Below are 17519 nucleotides of genomic sequence, written 5' to 3'. Positions count from 1 at the left end.
GGAAACGGTCCGGGCCCGGGCGGGCGCCCGCTCACCCGGCGACCAGGGGCTCCTCGTCCGCGGTGAAGAGGCCGAGCCGGTGCGCGAGGGCGGCCGCCTCGCCGCGGCCCGCGACGCCCAGCTTGGCGAGGATGTTGGAGACGTGGACGCTCGCCGTCTTCGGGGAGATGAACAGCTCCTCGGCGATCTGGCGGTTGCTGCGGCCCGCGGCCACCAGGCGGAGCACGGCGCGCTCGCGGGTGGTCAGGCCGAGCTCCTCGGCGGGGTCGGCCGGAGCGGAGGAAGTCGCTCCGGTCAGTGCGAGGCGGGCCCGCTGGGCGAGCTGGGTGACGGCCTCGACGAGGGGGCGGGCACTGAGGTGCTCGGCCACCGCGGCCGCCTGCCGCAGCAGTTCGGCGGCCCGGTCCCGGTCGGTGTCGCCCGCGGCGGCCCTGCCGCCCCCGGCCCCGGCCGTGAGCAGCGCCTCCGCGAGGCGGTGCCGGACGCGCGCGAGGTCGTAGGGGCGTTCGAGAGGCGCGATGGCGGTGAGGACCTCCAGCCAGTCGTCGGAGGTCGCGTGGCCCTCGGCGCGCAGGAGTTCGGCGCGGACCCAGCGTTCGTACGCCTGCCAGACGGGCACGCGGGTGGCCAGGGACTTCGCGGTGGTGCGGATCAGGTGCAGGGACTCGTCGCGGCCCGGCGCGGCGACCGCGAGGCCGCGGGTGTCGGCCTCGGCGGTGGCGGCCGCGAGGACCAGCGGCCAGCCGTACCGCTGGGTGCCGGGCGGGAGGCCGTCGGCGACGGCTCGGCGGAGCTCGGCGCGGGCGTCGAGGATGCGGCCCTCGCCCGCGGCGATGCCGAGGGCGATGCGGGCCAGGGGAAGGGTGTTCTGGGGTATGGAGTCGTGCGTGCCGAAGTGCCGCCAGGCCTCGGCGTGGTGGCGGGCGGCCTCGGCCATGTCGCCGCGGGCGAGCGCGAAGTAGGCCAGGCGCACCCCGGCGCCGCCGCGCGGCTTGGCGCTGAGGACGGCGCGGCTCGCCGAGTCGACGGCGTCGTCCCAGCGGCCGAGGGAGTACAGGGACTCGGAGCGGTTGGCCCACATCCAGGCCTCGGAATCACGCAGGCCGTACCGCTGGGCGTACTGGATGCCCTCGTCGAGGAGGGCGAGGGACTCGCGGTGGCGGCCGATGCCTTCGAGGACGGAGGGCAGGTTGATGTAGCAGCGGCAGAGCACGCCGACGATCTCCTCGGCGGTGACCCGGTCCCGGACCGCGTACATCTCGGCGAGCCCCGCGTCGATGTCGCCCGTGTCGACGACCAGGCCGCCCAGGGTGAGCCGGGCGTTCAGCTCGATCTCGTGGGCGCCGACCATGCGGGCGTACTCGACGGCCTGCTCGGCGGCGGTGAGGCTCTCGGGGCCCGGCTGGTGCAGCATCTGCCAGCCCGCGACCATGGTGAGCACCTCGGCGTGCACCTCCGACGGCGGATGGCCGCGCACGAGGTCCTGTGCGGTGGCGAGTTCCTTCCAGCCGTCGCCGCGGGCGAGGCTCTGCATGAGGCGGGAGCGCTGCACCCAGAACCAGGCGGAGCGCAGCGGGTCCTGCTCGTCCTCCAGGAGGCGCAGGGCACGCTTGGTGATCTTCAGGGCGCGTTCGCGCTCGCCGCAGTGGCGGCCCGCGACGGCCGCCTCGGCCATCAGGTCCAGATAGTGCAGCGGAGTGGCGGCGGGGTCGCAGCCGCAGGGCGGGTAGACCTCGGTGTAGTCGACGGGGCGCAGCAGGGCGCGCACCTCGTCGGGGGCCGCGTCCCACAGGTCCATCGCCCGCTCCAGGAGGCGCAGTTGCTCGGCGTAGGCGTGCCGGCTGCGGGCCTCGACGGAGGCGTTGAGGACGGCGGGCAGCGCCTTCGCGGCGTCGTGGGCGCAGTACCAGTAGCTGGCGAGGCGGGCGGCGCGCTGGTCGGCGGCGACGAGGCCCGGGTCGGCCTCCAGGACGGTGGCGAAGCGGCGGTTGATGCGGGAGCGCTCGCCGGGCAGCAGGTCGTCGCCGACGGCCTCGCGCACGAGGGAGTGCCGGAAGCGGTAGCCGTCGCCGCCGGGCGAGGCGAGGAGGATGTTGGCGCCGACGGCGGCCCGCAGCGCGTCGATCAGGTCGTCCTCGGTGAGGTCGGCGACCGCGGCGAGCAGGTCGTACTCGACGGTCGAGCCGCCCTCGGCGACGATCCGCGCCACCTTCTGGGCGTCGTCGGGCAGCTCCTCGACGCGGACGAGGAGCAGGTCGCGGAGCGAGTCGGTGAGGGAGGCGCAGCTGCTGCCGTGGGAGGCGACGGCGAGTTCCTCGACGAAGAAGGCGTTGCCGTCGGAGCGCTCGAAGACGTCGTCGACCAGTTTGGGGGCGGGCTCGGCAGCGAGGATCCCGGCCATCTGGCGGGCCACTTCGTCCCGGCTGAAGCGGGCGAGTTCGACGCGGCGGACCGTGCGGAGGCGGTCCAGCTCGGCGAGCAGCGGGCGCAGCGGGTGGCGGCGGTGGATGTCGTCGGCGCGGTAGCTGGCGAGGACGACGAGGTGGCCGCTGCGCAGCGTGCGGAACAGGTACGAGAGCAGGTGGCGGGTGGAGGCGTCCGCCCAGTGCAGGTCCTCGAGGATCATCACGACGGTGCGGTCGGCGGCCACGTGCTCCAGGAGGCGGGCGGTGAGCTCGAAGAGCCGGGCCATGGCCTCCTCGCCGTGCCTGCCGCCACCGGCGGACTGCGGGCGCGGGGCACCCTCGCACAACTCCGGAAGCAGCCGCGCCAGTTCCTCCTCCTGACCAGCCGCGGCCGCCGCGAACTCGGCGGGCAGCTGCTCGCGCAGGGCGCGCAGGGCGGAGGAGAAGGGGGCGAAGGGCAGGCCGTCGGCGCCGATCTCCACACAGCCGCCGACCACCACGAGCGCGCCCGCGGCGACGGCCGCGGCCTCGAACTCCTCCAGGAGGCGCGTTTTGCCGACGCCTGCCTCACCGCCGAGCAGCAAGGCTTGCGGCTCGCCCGCGGCGGGTGCGGCGGCACGGGCGAGCGCGTCGTTCAGTACGCGCAGTTCGTCGGCTCTGCCGACGAAGACGGGGCTGACGGACCTGGTCTCCACAGCGGTGAGCATCGCACAGAGCTGCGGTTTTGTGGGAGTGGGTTTCGCTGTGCGCGACATGGGAGGGCCGGGGCCGCCGTCAGGCCGCGTGGGTGTAGCGGTCGGTCTGACGGGCGGTGGGCTCGGTGCGCCGGGCGGTCAGGCGGGCCTCGGCGGCCTCCCGGCCGAGCGCCCTGCGCGTCTTCGCGGCCTTGAGCGCCTCCCGTACGAGGCCGTGGCGGGCGGCCTGGGCGGCGAGCTCGGCGGTGCGGAACTGGTGGAGTTCGTAGTCGAACATTTTCGTGTCCCCCTGGGTTGCGGTGTCTCGCTCTCTGCGATGACTCCACTTTCGTTTCCCAGGGGGGTCCGGCACATCGGGAAGGTTCCGCATCTTGCGGGGGGTGGGGGGCCTTAGGTGTGAGGGGGTGCCTTATCCATCACACGTCAGGGCCTAACTGGTCGACGGCAAGCCCAGGAACAGGTCCGTGTACTTGGCCACCGCCAGGGCCAGGCCGATGGCTCCGAGGGTGACGCCCGCCCAGGCCACCGACTTGGTCCAGGGGGCCTGGACGCGGTCGGGGGCGCCGAAGGCGGGGCGCAGCAGGACGGCCACGCCGACCACCAGGGCGGCCAGCGCGAAGGCGCCCGCCACCAGGGCCGTCGTCTTCCAGGAGTCGCCGTAGACCTCTTCGACCTGGCGGGCCACGCTCGCGCCCTGGGAGGTGTTGAGCTGGCCGATCAGGGACTCGCGGGCCGAGGCGACCGTGCCGAGCCAGCCGCCGGAGAGGCCGATCAGGCCGAGCGCGGCGGCGACGACGGCGGCCGCGCCCTGCCCGACGCCCGCCGAGGCGGCGGGGACGGTCTCCTCGGGAGCGAGTTCGTCCTCACCGGATTCACCGGATTCACCGGGCTCGCCGGGCTCGCCGGACTCGCCGGACTCCTCGGTTTCCAAGGGCTCCCCGGTTGCCAAGGGCTCCGCGGCCGCCGCGGGCCCCTCGGCCGCCGCCTCGGCAGGGGCCTTAGACGGCTCCGGGGTCTGAGGTACCTCCTTAGGCGCCTCGTCCGTCGCTGCCGTCTCGTCCGTCTCGTTGGCGCTCTTCGTTCCCATGCTCCGCACCGTACGGACGGAGTCTGAGAGGCCCCTTAACGCGCGGCGCGGGCCGCCCGCCACTCGGGCGCGAGCACCGACCAGACCTCCATGTCGTGGCGGATGCCCTGCCAGGGGAAGCTCTCCCGCAGCACCCCGTCGCGGACCATGCCGAGCCGCTTGGCCACGGCCTTGCTGGGGTCGTTGCGGGAGGAGACGAGCCACTCGACGCGGTGCATGCCGCGCTGGTCGACGGCCCAGTCGACGAGGACGCCGGCGGCGGTGGTGATGAGGCCGCGGCCGGTGGCGGAGGGTTCGAGCCAGACGCCGACCTCGCAGGAGTCGCTCCCGACGTCGAAGACCCGGAAGAACACCCCGCCGACGAGCGTGCCGTCCAGCCAGATGCCGTACAGGCGGCCGGTGTCCGCGGCCTGCTTGTCGGCGTACCGCTGGAGGAGTTCACGGGCGGAGTCCAGGTCCGTGACCTTGACCGTCATCGGCACCCACGGACCGGCGAACTCCCGCGCGCGGTCGACGTGTTCCAGGAACTCCTCGGCGTTCCACGGCTCCAGGGGCCGCAGTTCGGCCCCCTCCCCCACGGGTATCGCGAACATCCGGCTCTCCCTCAGCGGTGGTGCGGCTAGCGCTTCTCCAACTGCGCGTACGCGATCTCGTCGCGCTCGCGGTGCCCCGGGATCTTCGCACGTGTCCGGTGCTCGGGCACCTCAATACTGATCCGCGGCAGCCAGCGGTCCAGGCGGCGCGGCAGCCACCAGTTGGCGCCGCCGAGCATGTGCATGAGGGCGGGCACGAGCAGGGTGCGCAGGACGAACGCGTCGAGGGCGACAGCCGCCGCGAGGGCGATGCCGAACATCGCGATCACCCGGTCCCCGCTGAGCACGAAGGCGAGGAACACCGAGATCATGATGACGGCCGCGGAGTTGATGACGCGGCTGGTCTCGGCGAGGCCGACGCGGACGGCCACGCGGTTGTCGCCGGTCTCCAGCCACTCCTCGTACATCCTGCTGACCAGGAAGACCTGGTAGTCCATGGAGAGGCCGAAGAGGACCGAGACCATGATGACGGGCAGGAAGGGCTCGATGGGGCCCGCGCGCCCCAGGCCCATCAGCTCGCTGCCCCAGCCCCACTGGAAGACCGCGACCACGACGCCGAAGGCGGCCGCGACCGCCGCGACGTTCATGACGGCGGCCTTCAGCGGTATGCCGACGGAGCGGAAGGCGAGGAGCAGCAGCACACAGCCCAGGCCGATGACGACGCCCACGAACAGCGGCAGCTTGCCGACGATGATCTCCGCGAAGTCGTCGTAGCCCGCCGTGACGCCGCCGACGTGGAGGTCGAGGGAGGTGCCGGACTCGGCGCGCGGCAGGACGTCGCCGCGGAGCCGGTCGACGAGGTCGCTGGTGGCCTTCGACTGGGGCGCGGATTCCGGTACGACGGTGAGGAAGGCCGCGTCGCCGCCCTCGGCGTAGGTCACGGGGCTCACGGAGGCGACGCCCGGGGTGGACTCCAGGGTCGCGCCGAGGTTGTCGAGGGCGAGCCGGTCGGGGGCGCCGCGGACGTCCGTGACGAGGGTGAGCGGGCCGTTCACGCCGGGGCCGAAGCCGTCGGCGAGCAGGTCGTAGGCCTGCCGGGTGGTGGCGGTCGCGGCGTTGTTGCCCTGGTCGGAGGTGCCGAGGCGGAGCGAGAGCGTCGGCACGGCGAGGACCGCCATCACCACCACCGCGAGGGCGCCGAGCAGCTTCGGGTGCCGCTCCACGAACGCCGACCAGCGGGCGGCGAGCCCGGTGGGCACCTCCGGCTCGGGCCCGCGCTCGGCGAGCCTGCGCCGCTCGCGGCGGCTGAGCGCGCGCGGCCCGATGAACGAGAGGAGCGCGGGCAGCAGCGTCACGGACGCGGCGACGGTGAGGACGACGGTCAGGGAGGCGGCGATGGCGACGCCGTTGAGGAAGCTCAGGCGCAGGATCAGCATGCCGAGCAGCGCGATGCAGACGGTGGCGCCCGCGAAGACGACGGCCCGGCCGGTGGTGGCGACGGCCCGTTCGGCGGCCTCGGCGACCGGCAGGCCGCGTTTGAGGCCCTTGCGGTGGCGCGTGACGATGAACAGCGCGTAGTCGATGCCGACGCCGAGCCCGATCAGGGTGCCGAGCATCGGCGCGAAGTCGGCGACCGTCATGACGTGGCCGAGCAGCACTATGCCCGCGTACGCCGTGCCGACGGAGACGACGGCCGTGGCGATGGGCAGCGCCGACGCGGCGAGCGAGCCGAAGGCGAGGAACAGCACGACGGCGGCGACGGCCACGCCGACGATCTCGGCGGTCTTGGCGCTCTTGGTCTCGGTGAGGCCGATGGCGCCGCCGCCGAGGGCCACGTCCAGGCCCCGGGTCTGGGCGGACTCGGCCGTCCGCACGACGGCGCGCGCCTCGCCGGGGGTGACGGAGTCCAGCTGGTCGCGGAAGGTGACCGTGGCGTAGGCGGTGCGGCCGTCCTCGCTGATCCGGGTGGCGCCGCGCTCGGTGTACGGGCTGGTGACGGAGGCCACACCGGGCAGCTCGGCGATCTCGTCGAGCGTCTCGGTCATCGTCTGTTCGACGGCGGCGGAGCGCACGGACTGGTCCCCGCCGGTGTGCCAGACGACGGTGTTGCTGTCGCCGCCGAGGCTGGGGAAGCCGTCCTTCAGGAGCTGGCTGGCGCGGTTGGACTCGGTGCCGGGCACCTCGTAGTCGTTCGAGTACGCCGATCCGACGGCGGCGGCAGCGGCGGCGGTGCCGCCGAGTGCGAGGAGCCAGAGCAGTACGGCGACGAGGCGGTGCTGGACGCACCACCGGGCGAGTGCTGCCACGGACTGGCTCCCTGAGTGACTCGTGGATCCTCGTCGGGGCAGCCGGGAAGCATCGGATTTGACCCGAAAAGAACACGTCTACTGCTTGAAGTACTACATGATCGGCATGGACAGGTAAAGATCATGTGGCCGCTTGTGCGGCGACATGACCGGGATGGGCCATGCGGAGCCACTCTGACAGCCACCGGAGATCCTTAGTCCGTTTCGTGTCCAGCCTCACAACAGCTCAGGCAGCTCCGTTCAGGCCCACGCACCCCGGACGTCACACAGGGGCACACGGGCCACGCCCGTATGCCCCCGCACCACGGCCGTCGGGCGGGTCAGCCCGACACGCCGGCGCGGCCGTTCTCGATGTGGCCCATCAGCCGCCGCCGGAAGGTCTCGTCGCCCGCGGCCGTCACCTCGACGTCGTACCAGCCGCGCTCGTCCGACGTCCGCCAGGCGAGGGTGCGGCTGCTGCCCGGCCGCACGCGCACCGTCCGGGTGCGCCGCCGGACGTCGTCCTCGTCCACGTACCCGAGCGGCTTGACGGTGAAGACCAGCGGCTCCTTGCCCCGGTTGGCGACGGTGAGGTGCAGCTCGCGCCGGGTGATCGCCGAGGAGAGCGCGGCGACGCCGTCCTTGCCGCCCGCGAACTCGCGCCGGAACCCGTTCGGCCCGGTGACCGTGAAGCGGTAGGCGTCCCCCCGCAGCGGCACGGACCAGCGGCCCTCGTGCCGGACGTCCTGGTGCTGCGGTATCGGGAACTCCCCGGCGTACGGGTACAGCGCGAAGTGCGCGCTGCGCCGGCCGCCGTTGCGCAGCCGCACCGTGAGCGTGCCGTCCTTGGCGGGCCGGGCGTCGGCGTCCGGCTGGTAGGGCAGCGGGCGCGCCCGGCGCACGCCCGGCTCCTGGCGCGGCATCGTCTGCTGGACCGGCGGCTGCGGCTGCCAGCGGCCGCTGAACGGCGGGATCGCGCCGGGCTGCTCCACCTCCGGCTGCCGGTGGCCGCGGTCGAAGTCGAAGGCTCCGGTCAGATCGCCGGCGACCTGGCGGCGCCAGGCGCCGATGTTGGGCTCGCGCACGCCGGTCCACCGCTCCAGGAAGCGCACCACGGAGGTGTGGTCGAAGACCTCGGACGACACGTACCCGCCGACGCTCCAGGGCGACACGACGAGCATCGGCACGCGGGCGCCGAGCCCGGTCGGCAGGCCCTGCCAGCGCTCCTCGGCGCCGTCGGGGTCGTCGGCGCCCGGCACGGGCGGCGGCACGTGGTCGAAGAAGCCGTCGTTCTCGTCGTAGTTGATGAACACGGCGGTGCGCCGCCACACCTCGGGGTGCGAGGCGAGCGCGTCCAGGACCTTGTAGACGATGGTGGCGCTGTGGATCGGCGAGGAGACGGAAGGGTGCTCGGAGTCCAGGGCGGACGGCACCAGGTAGCTGACCTTCGCCAGCTTGCCGCGCGCGACGTCCCGCGCGAACGTCTCGGCCAGCGTGCCGGTCGGCACCCGCCTGAGGCCCCGCTCGAAGAGCGAGCGCTCGCGCCGGGTCAGCGTCTTGACCCCGGCGTCGAGCGCGGCGAGCAGCTTGGCCCGCTCCGTCTCGTCCTTGGCGTCGCGGACCTTGGCGTAGAAGGCCTCCATGAACGTGAATTCCGTCGTGGCGAGCGCCTTGCGGGCGATGGCCTTGAAGGTGGTGAAGAACTCGATCTGGTTGTCGGTGAAGTTCTCCCACTCGGTGTACGTCTGCCAGCTCACGCCCGCCTTCTCCAGGCGCTCGGCGTACGTCCCCCAGTCGTAGCCGGGGTGCTTGCCCTCGTCGTACGCGTCGTTGTCGACGGCCCGCTTTCCGGTCGCCTCGAAGCCCGTCTTGCCGCTCCACAGGTGGTTGCGGTTGGGGCTGGTGGAGGTGTGGATGGACGAGTGGTAGGCGTCGCAGATCGTGAAGGTGTCGGCGAGTTCGTAGTGCAGCGGGATGTCCTGGCGCGTGTAGTACGCCATCGTGGCGGCGGTCTTGGCCGTCACCCAGCCGTCCATCCAGCCGTCGTGCCAGGCCTTGGCGCCGCCCTTCCAGGAGTGGTCGAGGGCGCCGATGTACTGGAGGTCCTTCTTCTGCGTGGCGGCGGCGTCGCGCACCGGGAACGGCAGCACGGCCCTCCCCGCGCCGGGCTGCTCGAACACGCTCTTGCCGCTGGGCAGTTGGATGGCGTTGCGGTCGCCGAAGCCGCGTACGCCCCGCAGGGTGCCGAAGTAGTGGTCGAAGGACCGGTTCTCCTGCATCAGGATGACGACGTGCTCGATGGCGTCGAGCCCGCCCTTCGGCGGCTCCTTCGCGAGCGCTTCCTGAAGCGACGGCGGCAGGAAGGACCCGACCGTGGCGGCGCCGAGCGCGCCACCGCCCACTGCCATCAACCGTCTGCGCGAAATCTCCGCTGCCACGCCCAACCTCCAGTCGACACCCAATGGTTGTCCGGTGATCCATTGGTCTGCTGAGCTGGGACGGTAGTGACTCCTGGTTGCAGAGGGAAGGCCGAGGACCGAAGTCGCGGTGAACGTCGGCGCTTTGCCGCCGCCCTGGGGCCCCGCACACGCGAAGGGGCGCCGCACACGCGAAGCCGCCCCGGCCCCCGCGCACGCGAAGGGGCGCCGCACCCGATCCGGATGCGGCGCCCCTGTCGTGCGCGGAGAAGCGCGGGTGTCAGCCCTCGACGCCCAGCTGCTCCAGGATGAGCTCCCTGACGCGGGCCGCGTCGGCCTGGCCACGGGTGGCCTTCATGACCGCGCCGACCAGCGCGCCGGCCGCGGCGACCTTGCCGCCGCGGATCTTGTCCGCGATGGCCGGGTTGCCCGCGATGGCCTCCTCGACGGCCGCCGTCAGGGCGCCGTCGTCCGAGACGACCTTCAGGCCGCGCTTCTCGACGACCTGGTCGGGGTCGCCCTCGCCCTTGAGCACGCCGTCGATGACCTGACGGGCCAGCTTGTCGTTCAGGTCACCGGAGGCGACGAGCTCGCTCACGCGGGCCACCTGCTCCGGCGTGATGGGCAGCGCGCCGAGGTCGACGCCCTGCTCGTTCGCGTTGCGCGCGAGCTCGCCCATCCACCACTTGCGCGCCGACACGGCGTCCGCGCCCGCGTTGATGGTGGCGACGATCGGGCCGATCGCACCGGCGTTGAGGATCGACTGCATGTCGTGGGCGGAGACGCCCCACTCCTCGCGCAGCCGGTTGCGCTGGGCGAGCGGCAGCTCCGGCAGCTCCGCGCGCAGGGCCTCGACCCACTCGCGGGACGGGGCCACCGGCACCAGGTCGGGCTCGGGGAAGTAGCGGTAGTCCTCCGCCTCCTCCTTCACCCGGCCCGACGTGGTGGAGCCGTCGTCCTCGTGGAAGTGCCGGGTCTCCTGGATGATCGTGCCGCCGGAGGAGAGCACGGCCGCGTGCCGCTGGATCTCGTAGCGCGCGGCGCGCTCCACGGACCGCAGCGAGTTCACGTTCTTCGTCTCGGAGCGGGTGCCGAACTTCTCCCGGCCGTGCGGCCGCAGCGAGAGGTTCACGTCGCAGCGCATCTGGCCCTGCTCCATGCGGGCCTCGGAGACGCCGAGCGCCTTGATGAGCTCGCGCAGCTCGGCGACGTACGCCTTGGCGACCTCGGGGGCGCGCTCCCCGGCACCGACGATCGGCTTGGTGACGATCTCGATGAGGGGGATGCCCGCGCGGTTGTAGTCGAGCAGCGAGTGCGAGGCGCCGTGGATGCGGCCGGTGGCACCGCCGACGTGCGTCGACTTGCCGGTGTCCTCCTCCATGTGGGCGCGCTCGATCTCCACGCGGAAGACCTCGCCGTCCTCCAGCTGGACGTCCAGATAGCCGTTGAAGGCGATCGGCTCGTCGTACTGGGAGGTCTGGAAGTTCTTCGGCATGTCCGGATAGAAGTAGTTCTTCCGGGCGAAGCGGCACCACTCGGCGATCTCGCAGTGCAGCGCGAGACCGATCTTGATCGCGGACTCGACGCCGACGGCGTTGACGACCGGCAGGGCGCCGGGCAGGCCGAGGCAGGTCGGGCAGGTCTGCGAGTTGGCGTCCTGCTTGAGCTCAGTGGAGCAGCCGCAGAACATCTTCGTCTTGGTGCCGAGCTCGACGTGGACCTCGAGGCCCATGACGGGGTCGTACGACGCGAGCGCGTCCTCGTACGACATCAGCTCGGGGGTGGTCGTGACAGTCACGGTGTTGGAACTTCCCTCTCAGCCGAGCAGAACGTCGTCGTCACCGATGCGCTTGAGCTCGCGCACCAGGATGGCGATGCCGGTGACGATGGCGGCCGCGGAGACGACGGCGTCGACGAGCTGCAGCGCGTCGTGCTCGGCACGGGCCTTCTTGACCTGCTTGAGCGTGCTGAGCGCACCGAAGGCGGTGGTGCCGATGGACAGATACGTGCCGGTCCTGGACTTCTTGAAGCCCTTGGCCTTGGCCAGCGTCTTGTTGCTCACAGCGACGGTGCCTCCTCAAGCAGCGGGTGGCCCCACTTTTCCACGAAGGCGGCCTCGACGGCGGCGCCCACCTTGTACAGGCGGTCGTCCTTCATGGCGGGGGCGATGATCTGCAGACCGACCGGAAGCCCGTCCTCCGGCGCGAGGCCGCAGGGCAGCGACATGGCGGCGTTGCCCGCCAGGTTGGTCGGGATGGTGCACAGGTCCGCCAGGTACATCGCCATCGGGTCGTCGGCGCGCTCGCCGATCGGGAAGGCGGTGGTCGGCGTGGTCGGCGACACGATGACGTCGACCTGCTCGAAGGCCTTCTCGAAGTCCCGCGTGATCAGCGTGCGGACCTTCTGCGCGGAGCCGTAGTACGCGTCGTAGTAGCCGGAGCTGAGCGCGTACGTACCGAGCATGACGCGGCGCTTGACCTCGTCGCCGAAGCCGGCCTCGCGGGTCAGCGCGGTGACCTCCTCGGCGGACTTCGTACCGTCGTCGCCGACGCGCAGGCCGTAGCGCATGGCGTCGAAGCGGGCCAGGTTCGAGGAGCACTCGGACGGCGCGATCAGGTAGTACGCCGACAGGCCCAGGTCGAAGGACGGGCAGTCCAGCTCGACGACGGTGGCGCCGAGCGACTTCAGCAGCTCGACGGACTCGTTGAAGCGCTGGACGACACCGGCCTGGTAGCCCTCGCCGGAGAACTGCTTGACGACGCCGACGCGCATGCCGTCCACCGAGCCGTTGCGCGCGGCCTCGACGACCTGCGGGACCGGGGCGTCGATGGAGGTGGAGTCGAGCGGGTCGTGCCCGGCGATGGCCTCGTGCAGGAGCGCCGCGTCGAGGACGGTGCGGGCGCAGGGGCCGCCCTGGTCCAGGGAGCTGGAGAAGGCCACCATGCCGTAGCGCGAGACGCCGCCATACGTCGGCTTGACGCCGACCGTGCCGGTGACGGCCGCGGGCTGGCGGATGGAGCCGCCGGTGTCGGTGCCGATGGCGAGCGGGGCCTCGTACGCGGCGAGGGCCGCGCTGGAGCCGCCGCCGGAGCCGCCGGGGATCCGGGTGAGGTCCCACGGGTTGCCGGTCGGCCCGTAAGCGCTGTTCTCGGTGGAGGACCCCATGGCGAACTCGTCCATGTTGGTCTTGCCGAGGATGACGACGCCGGCTTCCTTGAGCCGCTTCGTCACGGTGGCGTCGTACGGCGGGATCCACCCTTCGAGGATCTTCGAACCGACGGTCGTCGGAACGCCCTCGGTGGTGAAGATGTCCTTGAGCGCGAGCGGCACGCCGGCCAGCGGGCCGAGCTTCTCGCCCTTGGCGCGCTTCTCGTCCACGGCGCGGGCCTGCGCGAGCGCGCCCTCGCGGTCGACGTGCAGGAAGGCGTGCACCTTCTCGTCGACGGCCTCGATGCGGGCCAGGTGGGCCTCGGTGACCTCGACCGCGGTGAGCACGCCGGAAGCGATGTTCGCAGCGATCTCGGCGGCGGTGAGCTTGATGATCTGGTTCTGGTCCGTCATGTTCGGTTAGTCCTCCCCCAGGATCTGCGGCACCTTGAAACGCTGCTGCTCCTGGGCCGGGGCGCCCGAGAGCGCCTGCTCGGGGGTGAGCGACGGACGGACCTCGTCCGCGCGCATGACGTTCGTCAGCGGCAGCGGGTGGGAGGTCGGCGGTACGTCTTGGTCGGCGACCTCCGAGACGCGGGCGACCGCGCCGATGATGTCGTCGAGCTGTCCGGCGAAGTGGTCGAGCTCTTCGTCCTTCAACTCCAGACGTGCAAGGCGGGCGAGGTGAGCGACCTCCTCGCGCGTGATGCCAGGCATGCAGCGATCCTCTGGGGTGAGCGTGATGGATTTGGACCCAATCCTATGGGGCGGGCCCCGCTGACCGCGAAACGCTTTCCTCTCGCGGGGGCGCGCTCGACGGGCGAAGCCCGGGCTTTCCCCCACCCACCCGCCCTTTCACCGCGCAGACGCGCTCGTCCTCAAACGCCGGACGGGCTGATCAGTGCCGCTGCGGGCCGCAGACAGGAACGAGCGCGCAGCGGAGATCTTTCAGCCCGTCCGGCGTTTGAGGACGAGGCGCGGAGCGCCGATTCGGGGGTCCAAGGGGGCGGAGCCCCCTTGTTCGGGAAGGGGCGGGCCTGGGGCGCCCCGCGAGGGATGTCGCGGTACGACAATTGGCCGGCCCCGGTGCGCTGCACCCCCGCCCGGCCCGAGGCAGCGCAGCATGCGCGGCATGCGCATGCAATTCCCCGGGGCGAAAGGCCCCTGGCCAGGACCCGCGGTGCTCGGCGCCGGAGCCCTCGCCCTGGCCCTGTCGCTCACCGCGTGGTGGAGCCTGATCAACGACCCGACCTACGCGGCCCACCGCACCCCCGCGGACCTCAGCGTCTACCTGGACGCGGCGACCGCGCCGGAGCACGAGCTCTACGGCGGGAAGTTCGGCGTGCACGCGCTGCCGTACCTCTATCCGCCCGTCGCCCTGCTCCCCTTCCGCGCCCTGAGCGATCTGGACCTGACCGTCGCCGCCCGGCTGATGGCGGGCATCTCCCTCGCGGCGATGGCCCTTGCCGCCTGGGCGGCGGCCCGGATGGCCGGGCGGCGCCCGGGACCGGCCACCGCCGGGTGCGCGCTCGCGGTGTGCGGCCTCGCGCTGTGGACCGAGCCGGTGCTGCAGAACCTGGACTTCGGGCAGGTCAACCTGGTCCTGCTCGCGCTCGTCCTGACCGACCTGGCCACGCCCGACCGCCGCCTCTGGAAGGGCGTGGGCATCGGCCTCGCGGCGGGTCTGAAGCTCACCCCCGGCCTTTTCGTCGTGTATCTGCTGCTCACCCGGCGCTACCGGGCGGCGGGCGTGGCGTCGGCCGTCTTCGCGGCGACGGTCGCGGGCGGCTGGTGGGCGCTGCCGGAGGCGTCGGCGGACTTCTGGGGCGGGGCGTTCGCGGGCAGCGCGGGCGGCCGCGAGTATCTGGCGAACCAGTCCCTGAACGGGCTCTTCGTCCGCTTCGGCCTCGGCGGCGACGGCGTCGGCGGGCCCGGGTGGGGAGCGGTGTGCGGGGTGCTCGCCGTGGCCGGGTTCGGCGCGGCGGCACGGGCCTCGCGGCGGGGGCGTGAGCTGGTCGCGGTGTGCGTGGTGGGCGCCCTGATGCTGGTCTGCTCGCCGCTGTCGTGGACCCACCACTGGGTGTGGATCGTGCCCGGGCTCGTCCTGGCGGCGGACGCGGCGCTCCGGCGGCGCACGGCGTCCGCGTGGCTGTGGGCGGCTGGCCTGTTCGCGCTGTTCGCGGCGTGGCCGATCCGTATCGATGGCTTCGGCACCTGGGACCCGTCCCGCCCGCTCCTCCCCTACGGCCTGCTCTGGTACGTGCCGCACTGGCAGCGCGAGCTCCAGTGGGACCCGTTCCACGTGGTCGTCGGCAACGCGTACGTGTGGCTGGGGGTCGGCTACGTGGTGTGGGCGGCCGTCACCCACCGGGCGCGGCCTTCACGTCCGCGGAGCCTCGAGCGCCCCCTGCTCGGGGACGAGGCCGGGCAGCGGGAGAAGAGCACGTCCGGCGTCTGAGGGCGGGCGGGCAGCACGGCGGACGCGGCCCGCCCCCGCCGGGTCACTGCACGGCGCGGCTCGGCGACGGCGGCGTCGGGTCCGGGGCTGCGGGGCCGGGCGCCGGGTCGACGGGCCGGTGCGTGGCGCCCTCGCCGCGGGCCCGCAGCCACGCCGTGGTCTCGCTCGGCGGCATGGCCGCGGCGACGAGCCACCCCTGCACCGCGTCGCAGCCGAGGTCGCGGAGCCGCTCCCAGGTCTCGTCGTCCTCGACGCCCTCGGCGACGACGAGCAGCCCGAGGGAGTGCGCGAGGTCGACGGTGCAGCGGACGATCTCGGCGTCCTCGGTGTCGACGGCGAGCCGGGCCACGAAGGAGCGGTCGATCTTCAGCTCGCTCACCGGCAGGCGGCGCAGGTGCACCAGGGAGGAGTACCCGGTGCCGAAGTCGTCGAGGGACATCTTCACGCCGTGCCCGGTGAGCCCGGCGAGGGTGTCGGCGGCGCGCTGCGGGTCCTCCAGGAGCACGTGTTCCGTTATCTCCAGCTGGAGCGCGCCCGCGGGCACGCCGTGGCGGGCGAGCCGCGCGGCGACGGCGCCCGCGAAACCGGGGGTGTGCACGTCGCGCGGGGACACGTTCACCGCGACGGGGACGTTCAGGCCCTGGGAGCGCCATCTGGCGACCTGGGCGAGGGCCGACTCCAGGACGTACTCGGTCAGGTGCGGCATGAGGCCCGACGACTCGGCGATGGCGATGAACTCGTCCGGCGGCACCTTGCCGCGCTCGGGGTGCACCCAGCGCACCAGCGCCTCCAGGCCCGCCACCTCGCCGTCGAAGCGGACCTTCGGCTGGTAGTGCAGCTCCACGTCGCCCGCGTCCAGGGCGCGGCGCAGATCGCCCAACAGGCCCAGGCGGTCAGGGGTGTTGGAGTCACGCTTGGACTCGTACACCTCCACGCCCGTGCGGTCCCGCTTGGCCTGGTACATCGCGACGTCCGCGCGGCGCAGCAGGCCCTCCGCGTCGAGCGCGTGGTCGGGGAAGACGGCGAGTCCGGCGCTGGCCTCCAGGACCAGGGTGAGGCCGTCGAGGTCCAACGGGGAACCGAGAGCGCCGACGAGCTGGCGGGCGACGCGCTGCGCGGACGTCGTGGAGTCGGCGACGGGAAGGAGCACCGCGAACTCGTCGCCGCCGAGCCGGGCCGCCTCCGCGCCGCGCGGGAGCGCGAGCCGCAGCCGGTCGGCGATCTGGAGCAGGAGCCGGTCGCCCGCGAGGTGCCCGAGGGTGTCGTTGACCGAGCGGAAGCGGTCCATGTCGATCAGCATCAGGGCGGAGCGGGCGCCGATGCGCTCGGCGTCGTCCAGGGCCGTCCAGGTCCGCTCCAGGAGCCACTGCCGGTTGGGAAGGCCGGTGAGCGGGTCGCGCAGCTGCTCCTCGGCTCTGGCCCGGGCGATCCACAGCGTCGAGTCGAGCGCGACGAGCGGGATGGTGAACAGCGGCAGGAGCAGCGGGAGCGACATCGCGACGACGCAGATCAGCGGGGCGATGCCGAGCAGGGCCACGCCGAGCAGGCCCTGGCGGACCAGCGCGGTGCGGGTGACGGTGGGCAGCGCGCCGGTGCGCGGGGCGTGCACGTACCAGAGCAGGACGCGGGTGACGGCCAGGTACGCGACGGCGACGAGGCCCACCTCCGGGGCCGTGTACAGGTCCCAACTCTCGGGATTCCAGGGCGAGTCGGCGGCCGGTGCGGTGCCGAACGCGGCGAGCGTGAGCGCGCCCGCGCCGATGCCCAGGATGTCGACGGCGCCGTGCAGCACGCCTTGGCGCCAGCGGTGGCGGCGGGCGACGCCCACGAGGACGACGACGGTGAGGCTGACCATGCCCGCGGGCATCCAGCCGTACAGCAGGAGGACCGCGACGGTGAGCGCGCCGCCGGAGCCCGTGCCGCCCCACCAGCGGTCGCGGCCGAGCGCGACGAGGTGGCCGACGATGAGGCCGGTCAGGACGGCGAGCGACCAGCCGACCGTGCCGGAGGGGAACAGCGGGTGGCCGCCGGTGAAGGCGTGGAAGAAGCCGGTGCCGAGCACGATCGCGGCGGCCGCGACGACGGCCATGGGCAGCAGCTGCCAGCCGCGGCCGTCCTGCTCCATGCCGTCCAGGCCGTCGAGCCCGTCCGGCTGGTCCACGGCGCGCTCGTGCGCCGCGGGCCCGCCGCGCCGGCGCCCGCGGCGCCCGGCGACGGATCCGCCGGCAGCCGCGCTCACCGCGCCCCGCACGCCGGAAGGCCCGCCCGCACCACCCGCACCGCCCCGCGCTCCGGGGGCACTTCCGCCTGTCGCACTCCGCCGCGCGTCTTCGGCACTCGCCGTCACACCAGCCTCCGCCGGGCCTGACGTTCCTCGACCTCCGCCGCCCCGCCCGGGCGCGTCCCGCCCGCCCGCTTCCGGTCCCTCACCAACAGCCGTACCCCGTACACCCGTTACTCCCCCCTGTACGGCGCCAGCTGGGCCGGAAAAG

The 17519-nt window shown here is 73.0% G+C and carries 12 protein-coding genes; 1 reads left to right on the top strand and 11 read right to left on the bottom strand.

Annotated features, from left to right (window positions below):
- Positions 1-31: 31 nt before the first annotated feature.
- From IG74_RS0115790 to gatC, 10 genes are all read right to left on the bottom strand, one after another.
- Positions 32-3112: a helix-turn-helix transcriptional regulator gene (locus tag IG74_RS0115790; protein ID WP_051854931.1), complete on the bottom strand. Its 3081-nt coding sequence runs from the start codon at positions 3110-3112 to the stop codon at positions 32-34.
- A 67-nt stretch (positions 3113-3179) separates the two neighbouring features.
- Positions 3180-3377 (bottom strand): hypothetical protein, encoded by a 198-nt coding sequence (locus tag IG74_RS0115785; RefSeq protein WP_030676369.1) that lies wholly within the window; start codon positions 3375-3377, stop codon positions 3180-3182.
- 153 nt (positions 3378-3530) lie between these two features.
- A complete protein-coding gene (locus IG74_RS0115780) occupies positions 3531-4187 on the bottom strand; it encodes a hypothetical protein (protein WP_030676366.1) in 657 nt (218 codons plus the stop codon).
- 35 nt (positions 4188-4222) lie between these two features.
- Positions 4223-4780, bottom strand: coding sequence for a GNAT family N-acetyltransferase (locus IG74_RS0115775; RefSeq protein WP_030676363.1), 558 nt, complete (start codon positions 4778-4780; stop codon positions 4223-4225).
- Between the two features lie 26 nt (positions 4781-4806).
- Positions 4807-7026: an MMPL family transporter gene (locus IG74_RS0115770; protein ID WP_078868798.1), complete on the bottom strand. Its 2220-nt coding sequence runs from the start codon at positions 7024-7026 to the stop codon at positions 4807-4809.
- A 320-nt stretch (positions 7027-7346) separates the two neighbouring features.
- Positions 7347-9443, bottom strand: coding sequence for a phosphocholine-specific phospholipase C (locus IG74_RS0115765; protein WP_107058945.1), 2097 nt, complete (start codon positions 9441-9443; stop codon positions 7347-7349).
- A 259-nt stretch (positions 9444-9702) separates the two neighbouring features.
- Complete coding sequence (gatB, locus tag IG74_RS0115760) at positions 9703-11220, bottom strand: Asp-tRNA(Asn)/Glu-tRNA(Gln) amidotransferase subunit GatB (protein WP_267885564.1); 1518 nt, start codon at positions 11218-11220, stop codon at positions 9703-9705.
- Between the two features lie 18 nt (positions 11221-11238).
- Entirely contained in the window at positions 11239-11484 is a 246-nt protein-coding gene (locus tag IG74_RS0115755) for a membrane protein (RefSeq protein WP_030676354.1), read from the bottom strand.
- Positions 11481-12983: an Asp-tRNA(Asn)/Glu-tRNA(Gln) amidotransferase subunit GatA gene (gatA, locus tag IG74_RS0115750; RefSeq protein WP_030676349.1), complete on the bottom strand. Its 1503-nt coding sequence runs from the start codon at positions 12981-12983 to the stop codon at positions 11481-11483. Before gatA ends, IG74_RS0115755 begins: the two co-directional genes overlap by 4 nt.
- Before the next feature lie 6 nt (positions 12984-12989).
- Positions 12990-13286 (bottom strand): Asp-tRNA(Asn)/Glu-tRNA(Gln) amidotransferase subunit GatC, encoded by a 297-nt coding sequence (gatC, locus tag IG74_RS0115745; protein WP_016642027.1) that lies wholly within the window; start codon positions 13284-13286, stop codon positions 12990-12992.
- 415 nt (positions 13287-13701) lie between these two features.
- On the opposite strand from gatC, the gene IG74_RS47945 reads away from it, so the two are divergent.
- Positions 13702-15027 (top strand): glycosyltransferase 87 family protein, encoded by a 1326-nt coding sequence (locus tag IG74_RS47945; RefSeq protein WP_158857636.1) that lies wholly within the window; start codon positions 13702-13704, stop codon positions 15025-15027.
- 43 nt (positions 15028-15070) lie between these two features.
- On the opposite strand, the gene IG74_RS0115735 is transcribed toward IG74_RS47945, so the two are convergent.
- Positions 15071-17152 (bottom strand): putative bifunctional diguanylate cyclase/phosphodiesterase, encoded by a 2082-nt coding sequence (locus IG74_RS0115735; protein WP_037825507.1) that lies wholly within the window; start codon positions 17150-17152, stop codon positions 15071-15073.
- Positions 17153-17519 lie beyond the last annotated feature (367 nt).

The organism is Streptomyces sp. NRRL B-1347, from assembly GCF_000720325.1.
Lineage (GTDB): Bacteria > Actinomycetota > Actinomycetes > Streptomycetales > Streptomycetaceae > Streptomyces.
The sequence above is the reverse complement of the archived record's forward strand: the minus strand, read 5'-3'. Positions and strand labels throughout refer to the sequence as shown.

What these genes read in the sequence shown, in the direction of transcription:
- IG74_RS0115780 (WP_030676366.1), bottom strand. Translation starts at nt 4,187, where the DNA reads ATGGGAACGAAGAGCGCCAACGAGACGGACGAGACGGCAGCGACGGAC.
- IG74_RS0115785 (WP_030676369.1), bottom strand. Translation starts at nt 3,377, where the DNA reads ATGTTCGACTACGAACTCCACCAGTTCCGCACCGCCGAGCTCGCCGCC.
- IG74_RS0115790 (WP_051854931.1), bottom strand. Translation starts at nt 3,112, where the DNA reads ATGCTCACCGCTGTGGAGACCAGGTCCGTCAGCCCCGTCTTCGTCGGC.
- IG74_RS47945 (WP_158857636.1), top strand. Translation starts at nt 13,702, where the DNA reads ATGCGCATGCAATTCCCCGGGGCGAAAGGCCCCTGGCCAGGACCCGCG.
- IG74_RS0115775 (WP_030676363.1), bottom strand. Translation starts at nt 4,780, where the DNA reads ATGTTCGCGATACCCGTGGGGGAGGGGGCCGAACTGCGGCCCCTGGAG.
- gatA (WP_030676349.1), bottom strand. Translation starts at nt 12,983, where the DNA reads ATGACGGACCAGAACCAGATCATCAAGCTCACCGCCGCCGAGATCGCT.
- IG74_RS0115735 (WP_037825507.1), bottom strand. Translation starts at nt 17,152, where the DNA reads ATGGAGCAGGACGGCCGCGGCTGGCAGCTGCTGCCCATGGCCGTCGTC.
- gatC (WP_016642027.1), bottom strand. Translation starts at nt 13,286, where the DNA reads ATGCCTGGCATCACGCGCGAGGAGGTCGCTCACCTCGCCCGCCTTGCA.